At 43.1% G+C, this 1,342-nt stretch carries 1 protein-coding gene and 1 pseudogene; one reads left to right on the forward strand and one right to left on the reverse strand.

Annotated features, from left to right (window positions below):
- Window positions 1–94: pseudogene (locus F6K23_RS40640) on the forward strand (Hsp20/alpha crystallin family protein); the annotation flags it as partial.
- Between the two features lie 126 nt (window positions 95–220).
- On the opposite strand, the gene F6K23_RS40645 reads toward F6K23_RS40640, so the two are convergent.
- Entirely contained in the window at window positions 221–1,105 is an 885-nt protein-coding gene (locus tag F6K23_RS40645) for a class I SAM-dependent methyltransferase (protein WP_293166901.1), read from the reverse strand.
- Window positions 1,106–1,342 lie beyond the last annotated feature (237 nt).

Raw genomic sequence — 1,342 nt, forward strand, 5'->3', positions numbered from 1 at the left:
TGCTGAGTATAAAGATGGCGTTTTGAATCTGACCTTGCCTTTTAGGGAAGAAGAGAAGAACAAAGTGGTCAAAGTCAACCTGGATGCTGCTTAATCCTCAAAAAAACTTTAGCTAGATTGCTAGTCCTAACTTAACTCATCAGCCTGGTTACACTCAATGTGACTGGGCTTTTTTATTGGCTTTTTCAGGAAGCATAGAAATAGCCTACTATTTTATTGATTACTTAGGTTTTTCCCCAACACGAGTCCAGGTAGAATAGGCAAACTGATAAGCTTTGATATTAATAAAGCCTGCTTCTCGCAGTAATTTATCTGGGTCAATTTTAAGCCATTGTTCTTTATAGGGTTCAAAGAAGCCTCTGTATGAATACAGGTCGCCGGGGAGAGAATCTGTTACCACTAGCAGACCGCCTGGAGAGAGAATTCGCCAGCATTCTGCTAGAATTATTTGCTTAATTTCATCAGGACATTCATGGAGAAGATAGGTCATATTGAGCGCATCAACACAATTGTCTGGCAATTGTGTTTTTTCCACTAAACCATGTTGCCAACGTAGATTAGGAAGATCTTTGTGGTAAAGGCGACCGACTACAATCATCAACGGAGAAGCTTCCCATGCCGTTACCGTCGCAGAGGGAAGACGGCGAGCAATAGCTGCTGCATCGTCTCCGTTACCTGCTCCCAAGTCTAAAATCTGGCGAGCATCTTCGGGAAACAATTGGGCAATAGAGTCTCTTACTCCCAGTGATTTTCGCGGATGGGCATTTTCTAAAACCGCCTCCATTGCTACTCGATTACCAACTGCGGCTATTTCCGACAACCATCCTCCCAAAACACTATGAAAAGGCTGAAGGTAGTATTGAGGATATTCTATTTGTTCAAAAGTGGCTAATTCTGATTCCCAATCAATCTCTCCTAAATCCGGCGCTTCCTGAAACTGCATCCTGGTTATGACTCGCATCATGCCATCCTTGGGCGCAGAAGAGTTTAATTCAGTTTGAATCTGTTTTCTCTGTTTGTCGAGATCTAAAGTTTTCCAACGAGGGTCAGGTTGTGATGCTAAATCGGTCAGAATTTTATCAATGGCAGTTGCTGCAATTTCCATGACTTTCCTCAGATTTCATACTTCTTCACAGTCGAAGTTATCACGAAAAATTCTCCGTAGCGATGCGCGCTTACCTTCAATCAGCCCCTGGCTCGAAGCTGGATTTGTAACACACTCACCCACTAAATCTCAACCCTAACCCTGTCTATCATAACGTTGCAGCTTTTGTATTACTCGTGTAGCATGTAACTAGCCTAGACTTTTTTGATGAGGGGAGGTCGCCTAAAAGGCATGGCA

The sequence above is a fragment of the Okeania sp. SIO2C9 genome, assembly GCF_010672455.1.
Taxonomy (GTDB): Bacteria; Cyanobacteriota; Cyanobacteriia; order Cyanobacteriales; family Microcoleaceae; genus Okeania.

Bases quoted from the DNA above. Each gene is read 5' to 3' on its own strand.
- F6K23_RS40645 (WP_293166901.1), bottom strand. From the start codon at position 1,105: ATGGAAATTGCAGCAACTGCCATTGATAAAATTCTGACCGATTTAGCA.